At 64.7% G+C, this 9,167-nt stretch carries 8 protein-coding genes and 1 pseudogene; 7 read left to right on the top strand and 2 right to left on the bottom strand.

Annotated features, from left to right (window positions below):
• From G3N93_RS07135 to G3N93_RS07145, 3 genes are all read left to right on the top strand, one after another.
• Positions 1–214, top strand: a 214-nt coding sequence (locus G3N93_RS07135) for a citrate/2-methylcitrate synthase (RefSeq protein WP_277396527.1), incomplete at its 5' end; no start/stop codon positions are given.
• 47 nt (positions 215–261) lie between these two features.
• The gene (locus G3N93_RS07140; RefSeq protein ID WP_174943494.1) at positions 262–1,131 is read left to right on the top strand and encodes a class I SAM-dependent methyltransferase; all 870 of its coding nucleotides are present in this window, start codon (positions 262–264) and stop codon (positions 1,129–1,131) included.
• 9 nt (positions 1,132–1,140) lie between these two features.
• Positions 1,141–1,695, top strand: a complete 555-nt coding sequence (locus tag G3N93_RS07145; protein WP_174937976.1) for a GNAT family N-acetyltransferase — start codon at positions 1,141–1,143, stop codon at positions 1,693–1,695.
• 83 nt (positions 1,696–1,778) lie between these two features.
• On the opposite strand, the gene G3N93_RS07150 is transcribed toward G3N93_RS07145, so the two are convergent.
• Positions 1,779–2,381 carry a LysE family translocator gene (locus G3N93_RS07150; RefSeq protein WP_206132646.1) on the bottom strand — a complete coding sequence of 201 codons (603 nt, stop codon included), beginning with the start codon at positions 2,379–2,381 and terminating at the stop codon, positions 1,779–1,781.
• A 653-nt stretch (positions 2,382–3,034) separates the two neighbouring features.
• Here G3N93_RS07150 and G3N93_RS07155 point away from each other — a divergent pair.
• The 4 genes from G3N93_RS07155 to G3N93_RS07170 are packed head-to-tail and all read left to right on the top strand — an operon-like array spanning position 3,035 to position 8,637.
• Positions 3,035–4,648, top strand: a complete 1,614-nt coding sequence (locus G3N93_RS07155; protein ID WP_174937980.1) for a tryptophan halogenase family protein — start codon at positions 3,035–3,037, stop codon at positions 4,646–4,648.
• Entirely contained in the window at positions 4,648–5,733 is a 1,086-nt protein-coding gene (locus G3N93_RS07160) for a monodechloroaminopyrrolnitrin synthase PrnB family protein (protein WP_206132647.1), read from the top strand. Before G3N93_RS07155 ends, G3N93_RS07160 begins: the two co-directional genes overlap by 1 nt.
• A 58-nt stretch (positions 5,734–5,791) precedes the next feature.
• Complete coding sequence (locus tag G3N93_RS07165) at positions 5,792–7,492, top strand: NAD(P)/FAD-dependent oxidoreductase (RefSeq protein ID WP_206132648.1); 1,701 nt, start codon at positions 5,792–5,794, stop codon at positions 7,490–7,492.
• A 23-nt stretch (positions 7,493–7,515) separates the two neighbouring features.
• Positions 7,516–8,637, top strand: coding sequence for a Rieske 2Fe-2S domain-containing protein (locus G3N93_RS07170; RefSeq protein ID WP_206132649.1), 1,122 nt, complete (start codon positions 7,516–7,518; stop codon positions 8,635–8,637).
• Between the two features lie 46 nt (positions 8,638–8,683).
• Here the strand turns inward: G3N93_RS07170 and G3N93_RS07175 are convergent.
• Positions 8,684–9,091, bottom strand: a pseudogene (locus G3N93_RS07175) (response regulator transcription factor); the annotation flags it as partial.
• Between the last annotated feature and the right edge of the window lie 76 nt (positions 9,092–9,167).

The raw sequence follows: 9,167 nt of genomic DNA on the forward strand, positions 1-9,167 counted from the left end.
CCTGCGCGGCCTGCCGCCGAACATCGATGCGGCCGCCGCGGCGACCCTGCTCGAACTGGGGGTGCCCGCCGTGCTGGCCACGCCGGTGTTCCTGTTCGCGCGGATGCCGACGATGCTCGCGCACGCATTGCAGAAGAAGGCGCACCCGCCGTTCGGCCAGACCCGGCCGGTGGCGCGCGAACGCCTCGCCGCGCTGCCGAAGGCCTGGATCTGACGCCGGCTCGCCGGCCCCCCTCAACCCGAGATTGGATCGACACCGACATGCTGACCAACCTGCCGCTGGCGCCGCATTGCGCGGCCAACGATACCCAGCACCGCATCGACTTCGTGAAGACCCAGATCCATCGCTGGATCGACGAGATGTTCGTGTCGCCCGACCGGCACGATCTGCGCGCGTGTTTCGCGAAGACGCTGCTGATCCGCAACTACCTGCTGTCCCCGGTGCTCGATGCGACCGAGACCGAGCGCTTCCTGCGCGACGCGACGGTGCGCGAGTACATGAAGCGCTTTCAGGCGCTGTCGCTCGACAACGAGGTCCGCTTCGAGCGGCAGATGAGCGACGTGCTGCGCGCCGGGCCGTCGAGCGAAGGGCTGCTGCTGATCATCAAGGAATACTACGCGGAGATCTACCGGCTGCTCGCGCGAACCGAGATCTTCCTGTCGGACATGTCCGCCGATTCGACGGTGGCGATGGTCGGCTCCGGCGGGATGCCGCTGTCGATCCTGTTCATGCAGGCGTTCAGCGGCGCCCGCATCGTCGGGCTGGATCTCAGCGAGGAATCGCTCAGAACCGGCGAGCGGTTCGTCGATCACCTGTGCGCATCGAACCCCGCGCGCTATCGCCGCGCGGCGATCGAGATGGTTCACGCGGATGGCGCGGCGTACGACTACGGTGCGTGCGACATCGTCATCCTGTCGATTCATATCGAGAACAAGGTGGAGATCGTCGAACGGATCATCGAGACGGCGCCGCGCGATCGCAGCGTGATCGTGATCGAGCGGCAGGTGCAGGGGCTCGGCCAGTATTTCTATCCGAACTACGGGTTCGATCCGGCCGGGCTGCCGCTCGTGAAGCTGGCCACGCTGTGCTCGTCGCTACTGGTGAGCACGGCCTATCGGCTCGACTGGTAGGCGGGCGAGATGACGACGAACGAGATTCTGTCCGGCGGAATCGGCCTGTTCCATGCATGGGAGCGGCAGGTGCTCGCGCTTTACATGGACGCGTTTACGACGGGGCCGTATGCCGGTCACTACCTGGACGAGGCGGCGGAGCGCGGCTGGATCTACGGACTCTTCATCGAGCATGCCGCGCGTTGCCATCTGTGGGTGGCCGGCGACGCGCTGGCCGGTTTCCTGCTCTCCGCCGACGCGGGCTACGACCGCAAGTTGCCGGTGTCGCTGCGCGCCACGCTCGGCGACGGGCCCGTGATGTCGATCGCCGAACTGGCGGTCGCCCCGCACTGGCGCTCGCGCGGGCTCGGCGAAGCGCTGGTACGGCGCTGCATCGGCGAGGCCGCGCCCGGCTATCGCGACATCATCGTGCGCAGCAACAGCAATGCGCTCGCCGCGCACCGGCTTTACCAGCGGCTCGGGTTCGAGCCGTTCGGCTCGGTGCGCGTGGCCAACGAGATGCTCGCCGACGGACGACGCGGCGTCGAGGGTGTCGACAAGCAGTATTTCCGGTATCGCGTGTAGCGGCTGGATGGACAGGGCCGGTTTCGGGTGGCGTAGGCGGTCCGGCGGATCATCGGGATCCGCCGGACCGCGCCATGACCGCCTCATCGATTGAGCACCGAGCTTGCCAGCGTTGCCGCGAACGTCAGCAACACGAGCGATGAGCACCGCAACACGATAGAAGCCAATCGACCCTCCGCACGATTCATGGTCAGAAGCCGCCCCGACCGGGACCAGAGCAGTCCGATCGGAATCAGGGTGGTCAGAAATACGCCCATCGACACCAGGAAAATCTCGAGCGATCCGAACGCCGACTCCGGGAAAATGGCGCTTGAAAACAGCAAAGCCTTGGGATTCATCAAGGTCGCGAAGAACAGCGCCCGGAACCCGAGTGGCGCCGAGTCAGTGGCGTCAAAGTTGGCGCCTTTGAGCCACATGTTCACTGCGAGGTAGAAGATGAACGTGGCGCTGATCAACTTTACGCAACTGACAATCCACGGATACTGCGTCGCCAGCGACCAGAGAAAAAATCCCCATACGGTGATGGCTATCACATAGCCCGCCGCCTCCGCCGCGACCAGCCTGCACGCACCACGCAGATTCAGCTTGAGGCCGGCAGAAAGCAGCAGCGTGTTTGTCGGACCGGGTACCAGCAGCACGAGTGCGGCGTAGAACGACATTTTCAGCATGGGACTCAATGTCAACATGGGCTAGCCTCGTCTATCCAACGAATTGCTTCGTGAAGTTGCGGATGGCGCTATGACTGTGAGCGACGGAGCGTTCAGGCAGGTTCCCGGAATATTTGTCAGGGAATCATAGGTGTGGGGCGTGTCACTGACAACTCTTCTTCCTCGTGCTTGAGATTTTGAAATTCCACGAGAGATTGCTTCATTAAATCATTGCGGTTTATGAGGCGGAGGCGTGACTTGTCCGGAGCTAAATTTAAGCATGGCGAACATGCAATGGTAATGGCTATTGATTCGGATGTTTTAAGGTTCCATATAGAAATTTCCGCAACAACTGAATTTGAATTTCCCCTCGTGTAATTTTTGCTTGGCCACGTTGAGCAATGTGGTTGTGCTCGCTGGCAGGCCCGTCGGGAGTGTAAATGGGGATAGTTTAATAATCGTTCATTAACCGCTGAATTGCTCGAAATGCCGGATTGATGTGGGGTCGTTATTTTGATGTATGCATGGTGTTCAGTGTTGGGATGACTTAATTAGATCTGGTGTCAAATAAATAAAAATCCTGTCAAATATGCCAGTTTAATTTAAGTAATCGCCGACCTATTCTGAATGCGGATCAATTGACCACCCTCGCAGAGGTCCATTCGGGTTTTAAATCCTATGGGAACCGTGTCATGAGCAATCCGATCAAGAATATCGTCATCGTGGGCGGCGGCACGGCGGGCTGGATGTCCGCCTCGTACCTCGTCCGGGCGCTCCAGCAGCAGGCGAACATCACGCTCGTCGAGTCTGAAGCGATCCCCCGGATCGGCGTGGGCGAGGCGACCATCCCGAATTTGCAGAAGGTGTTCTTCGACTTCCTCGGGATACCGGAGCGGGAGTGGATGCCGCAGGTGAACGGCGCGTTCAAGGCCGCGATCAAGTTCGTGAACTGGAGGAAGGCCCCCGATCGCTCGCGCGACGATTATTTCTACCATCTGTTCGGCAGCGTGCCGAACTGCGACGGCGTGCCGCTGACCCACTACTGGCTGCGCAAGCGCGAACAGGGCTTCCAGCAGCCGATGGAGTACGCCTGCTATCCGCAGCCCGACGCGCTCGACGCCAAACTGGCGCCGTGCCTGCCCGACGGCACCCGCCAGATGCCCCACGCGTGGCACTTCGACGCGCACCTGGTGGCCGATTTCCTGAAGCGCTGGGCCGTCGAGCGCGGGGTGAAGCGCGTGGTCGACGAGGTCGAGCAGGTTCACCTGGACGAGCGCGGCTTCATCTCCAGCCTGTCCACCAAGGAGGGTCGGACGCTGGAGGCGGACCTGTTCATCGACTGCTCCGGCATGCGGGGGCTCCTGATCAACCAGGCGCTGAAAGAGCCCTTCATCGACATGTCCGACTACCTGCTGTGCGACAGCGCGGTGGCCAGCGCCGTGCCCAACGACGACGCACACGTGGGGATCGAGCCGTACACCTCCGCGATCGCGATGAACTCGGGGTGGACCTGGAAGATTCCGATGCTGGGCCGGTTCGGCAGCGGCTACGTGTTCTCGAGCAAGTTCACGTCGCGCGACCAGGCCACCACCGACTTCCTCAATCTCTGGAACCTCTCGGACAAGCAGCCGCTCAACCAGATCAAGTTCCGGGTGGGGCGCAACGGGCGGGCGTGGGTCAACAACTGCGTCGCGATCGGGCTGTCGTCGTGCTTTCTGGAGCCGCTCGAATCGACGGGGATCTACTTCATCTACGCGGCGCTTTACCAGCTCGTGAAGCACTTCCCCGACACGTCGTTCGATCGGCGGTTGAGCGATGCATTCAACGCCGAGATCGTCTACATGTTCGACGACTGCCGGGATTTCGTGCAGGCGCACTATTTCACGGCGTCGCGCGACGACACGCCGTTCTGGCGCGCGAACCGGCACGACCTGCGGCTCTCGGACGCCATCAAGGAGAAGGTCGAACGCTACAAGGCGGGGCTGCCGCTGACCACCACGTCGTTCGACGACGCCACGTACTACGAAACGTTCGACTACGAATTCAAGAACTTCTGGTTGAACGGCAACTACTACTGCATCTTTGCCGGCTTGGGGTTGCTGCCCGACCGGTCGCTGCCGCTTTTGCGGCACCGACCGGAGTCGATCGACAAGGCCGAGGCGATGTTCGCCCGCATCCGGCGCGAGGCCGAGCGCCTGCGGACGAGCCTGCCGACGAACTACGACTACCTGCGGTCGCTGCGCGAGGGGGCGGGGCGGTCACGCAGCCAGCCCGGGCAGGCGGTTGCGGCGCCGGAGATCCAGTAGTGGAGCGCGCCCTGGGCCGGGTAGGCGCATGCGCGGCCACGCACGCCGCGGTGGCGGCCTGCGATCCGCTGCAGGCGCGGGCGCTCGTTCTGCAGCTGCCGGTCCTGAATCGCAAGAAGGACGTGCCCGGCATCGTCGGCCTGTTGCGCGATTTTCTTCCGGCGCGCGGCGTGCCGTCCGGCTGGGGCTTCGTCGAAGCCGCCGCCGCGATGCGGGACATCGGGTTCTTCCTCGGATCGCTCAAGCGGCACGGACACGAGCCCGTGGACGTGGTGCCCGGGCTCGAGCCGGTGCTGCTCGACCTGGCGCGCGTGACCGACCTGCCGCCGCGCGAGACGCTCCTGCATGTGACGGTCTGGAACCCCGCGGCCGCCGACGCGCAGCGGAGCTACAGCGGGCTCGGCGACGAAGCGCACCTGCTCGAGAGCGTCCGCATCTCGATGGCGTCGCTCGAGGCGGCTATCGCGTTGACCGTCGAGCTGTCCGACGTGCCGCTGCGGTCGCCCGCGTTCGAGGAAGGGTGCGTCGAGCTGGCGGCTTATCTCCAGAAAATGGTCGACTCGATCGTGTACGCCTACCGCTTCATCTCGCCGAAAGTCTTCTACGACGAGCTTCGCCCCTTCTACGACCCGATTCGGGTCGGGGGCCGGAGCTACCTCGGCCCCGGCGCCGTGGAAATGCCGCTCTTCGTGCTGGAGCACGTGCTGTGGGGCTCGCAGTCTGACCACCCGGCCTATCTGGAATTCAAGGAGACGTACCTGCCCTATGTGCTTCCCGCGTTCAGGGCGGTCTACGCCCGGTTCACCGGGGAGCCGGCGCTCGTCGACCGCGTGCTCGGCGAGGCGCAAGCGGCCCGCATGCGGGGCGAGCCCGTCGGGGCAGGGCTGGCGGCGCTGGAGCGGGTCCTCGAGATCCTGCTGCATTTCCGGGCGCCCCACCTCAAATTGGCGGAGCGGACGTACGAAGCCGGGCAAAGCGGCCCTGCGATCGGCAGCGGGGGGTATGCGCCCAGCATGCTCGGCGATCTGCTCACGCTCACGCGGGACGTGCGGTCCCGCCTGCACGCCGCGCTCGACGAGCCCTGACACCTGACGCCCGACGCGCGCGGCCATGTGTTCCATCTCACCAGGAGAGCTTGCCCCCATGACTCAGAAGCGCACCGCGAACGAGCGCGACAGCAACTACTTCGACGTGATCATCCTCGGCTCGGGCATGTCCGGCACCCAGATGGGCGCCATCCTGGCCAAACAAAAGTTTCGCGTGCTGATCGTCGAGGAGTCGTCGCACCCACGGTTCACGATCGGCGAATCGTCGATCCCCGAGACGTCGCTGATGAACCGCATCATCGCCGATCGCTACGGCATTCCGGAGCTGGACCACATCACGTCGTTCTATGCGACGCAGCGTTACGTCGCGTCGAGCACGGGCATCAAGCGCAACTTCGGCTTCGTGTTCCACAAGCCTGGCCAGGAGCACGACCCGAAAGAGTTCACGCAGTGCGTCATTCCCGAGCTGCCGTGGGGGCCGGAGAGCCACTATTACCGGCAAGACGTCGACGCGTACCTGCTGCAAGCCGCCATCAAATACGGCTGCACGGTCCGCCAGAAGACGAGCGTGACCGATTACCACGCCGACAAGGACGGCGTCGCGGTGGCCACCGCCCAGGGCGAGCGGTTCACCGGCCGGTACATGATCGACTGCGGGGGGCCGCGCGCGCCGCTCGCGACGAAGTTCGGGCTCCGCGAGGAGCCGTGTCGCTTCAAGACGCACTCGCGCAGCCTCTACACGCACATGCTCGGGGTCAAGCCGTTCGACGACATCTTCAAGGTCAAGGGGCAGCGCTGGCGCTGGCACGAGGGGACCTTGCACCACATGTTCGAGGGCGGCTGGCTCTGGGTGATTCCGTTCAACAACCACGCGCGGTCGACCAACAACCTGGTGAGCGTCGGGCTGCAGCTCGACCCGCGTGTCCACCCGAAAACGGACATCCCCGCGCAGCAGGAATTCGACGAGTTTCTCGCGCGGTTCCCGAGCATCGGGGCGCAGTTCCGCGATGCCGTGCCGGTGCGCGACTGGGTCAAGACCGACCGCCTGCAGTTCTCGTCGAGCGCGTGCGTCGGCGACCGCTACTGCCTGATGCTGCACGCGAACGGGTTCATCGACCCGCTCTTTTCCCGCGGGCTCGAGAACACCGCGGTGACCATCCACGCGCTCGCGGCGCGTCTCATCAAGGCGCTGCGCGACGACGACTTCTCGCCCGAGCGCTTCGAGTACATCGAGCGCCTGCAGCAGAAGCTGCTGGACCACAACGACGACTTCGTCAGCTGCTGTTACACGGCGTTCTCGGACTTCCGGCTGTGGGACGCGTTCCACCGGCTGTGGGCGGTCGGCACGATCCTTGGGCAGTTCCGGCTCGTGCAGGCCCACGCGAGGTTCCGTGCGTCGCGTAACGAGCGTGACCTCGATCACCTCGACGACAATGCCCCGTACCTCGGGTTCCTGTGCGCGGACATGGAGGGGTACTACCAGTTGTTCAACGACGCCAAGGCCGAGGTCGAGGCCGTGAGCGCCGGGCGCAAGCCGGCCGGGGAGGCCGCGGCGCGCATCCACGTCCTCATCAACGAACGGGAATTCGCCAAGCCGATGTTCGGCTTCGGGTACTGCATCACCGGGGCCAAACCGCAGCTCAACAACTCGAAGTACAGCCTGGTGCCGGCGATGAAGCTGCTGCACTGGACGCAGACCAGCGCGCCGGCGGAGGTGAAGAAGTATTTCGACTACAACCCGATGTTCGCGCTGCTCAGGGCGTACGTCACGACCCGCATCGGGCTGGCGCTGAAGTAGCCGGCCGACACCGCCACGAAAACATGGACGACGTTCAATTTCAGTTGCATCAAGTGGATGCCAGGGCGCATCCGTCGGAAGCGTACGACGCGACCACGCGCGTGGCCGCGAGCTGGTACGTCGCGATGCGCTCGGACGACCTCAAGGACAAGCCGACGGCACTGACGCTCTTCGGCCGGCCGTGCGTCGCGTGGCGTGGTGCGACGGGGCGGGCCGTGGTGATGGACCGCCACTGCTCGCACCTCGGCGCGAACCTGGCCGACGGGCGGGTCGAGGACGGGTGCATCCAGTGCCCGTTTCACCACTGGCGGTACGACGAGCAGGGCCAGTGCGTTCGCATTCCCGGCCACAGTACGGAGGTAAGCCGGCTGGAGCCCGTCCCGCGCGGGGCGCGTCAGCCGACGTTGGTCACCGCCGAGCGGTACGGCTACGTGTGGGTCTGGTACGGCTCCCCGCAACCGTTGCATCCGCTGCCCGACATCGCCGCGGCCGACGTCGACAACGGCGACTTCATGCACCTGCACTTCGCGTTCGAGACGACGACGGCCGTCTTGCGGATCGTCGAGAACTTCTACGACGCGCAGCATGCGCATCCCGTCCACGCGCTCCCGATCTCGGCTTTCGAGCTCAAGCTTTTCGACGACTGGCGCCCGTGGCCGGAGGTCGAGTCGCTGGCCCGCGCGGGCGCGTGGTTCGGCGCCGGGATCGACTTCACCGTGAACCGGTACTTCGGGCCGCTCGGCATGCTGTCGCGTGCGCTCGGCCTGAACATGTCGCAGATGAACCTGCACTTCGACGGCTACCCCGGCGGGTGCGTCATGACCGTCGCGCTGGACGGAGACGCCAAATACAAGCTGCTCCAGTGCGTGACGCCGGTGAGCGACGGCAAGAACGTCATGCACATGCTCATCTCGATCAGGAAGGCGGGCGGCCCGCTGCGCCGTGCGCTCGACTACGTGCTGTTCGGACTGCAGACCAGACAGGCCGCGGGGTACGACGTCAAGATCTGGAACGGGATGAAGCCGGACGGCGGCGGCGCGTACAGCAAGTACGACAAGCTCGTACTCAAGTACCGCGCGTTTTACCGGGGATGGGTCGACCGCGTCGTCGAAAGTGAGCGGCAAGGCGTGAGCCGGCGGCCGTAGTCGATCCGGTCACGGCCGAGATCCGGCGGCGGCAGCGTGCTTACGTCGCCGCATCGGCCTCGTCCGGACTGACGCGATACACGCGCCGCAACAGCGCACGGGCGCGCGCGACAAGCACACGGGGCGCGAGCGGCTTCGCGACGTAGTCGTCCGCGCCCGCATCGAAAACGGCGACCTGATCGCAGGCATCGGCGTACGGGGTCATGACGATCACGGGGACGTTCGAGAACGCGCGGATCTGCCGGCATACTTCCAGGCCGTCGGGATCCGGCGGCATCAGGTCGAGCATCACGAGCGCGGGCGGATGCTCGCGCACGGCCGCGACGGCCAGGTCGCCGCGGTGAACGACCGTCACCGCGAACCCGTATCGACCCAGATATTCGCGCATCTGCTGCGCGAGCCGTTCGTCGTCTTCGATCAGCAAGACACGATAGGTGAGCGTTCCTCCATTCATTCGGCATGCTCCTGAATGCCGGGCCTTCGCGATGACGAACCGGCTTGCCGGCGACAGCCTCGTGGTGCGCAGCGCG

This window comes from Burkholderia sp. Se-20378, from assembly GCF_017104665.1.
Classification (GTDB): Bacteria; Pseudomonadota; Gammaproteobacteria; order Burkholderiales; family Burkholderiaceae; genus Burkholderia; species Burkholderia lata.

Coding starts and splice junctions, on each gene's coding strand:
- G3N93_RS07140 (WP_174943494.1), top strand. CDS start 262: ATGCTGACCAACCTGCCGCTGGCGCCGCATTGCGCGGCCAACGATACC.
- G3N93_RS07145 (WP_174937976.1), top strand. CDS start 1,141: ATGACGACGAACGAGATTCTGTCCGGCGGAATCGGCCTGTTCCATGCA.
- G3N93_RS07150 (WP_206132646.1), bottom strand. CDS start 2,381: ATGTTGACATTGAGTCCCATGCTGAAAATGTCGTTCTACGCCGCACTC.
- G3N93_RS07155 (WP_174937980.1), top strand. CDS start 3,035: ATGAGCAATCCGATCAAGAATATCGTCATCGTGGGCGGCGGCACGGCG.
- G3N93_RS07165 (WP_206132648.1), top strand. CDS start 5,792: ATGACTCAGAAGCGCACCGCGAACGAGCGCGACAGCAACTACTTCGAC.
- G3N93_RS07170 (WP_206132649.1), top strand. CDS start 7,516: ATGGACGACGTTCAATTTCAGTTGCATCAAGTGGATGCCAGGGCGCAT.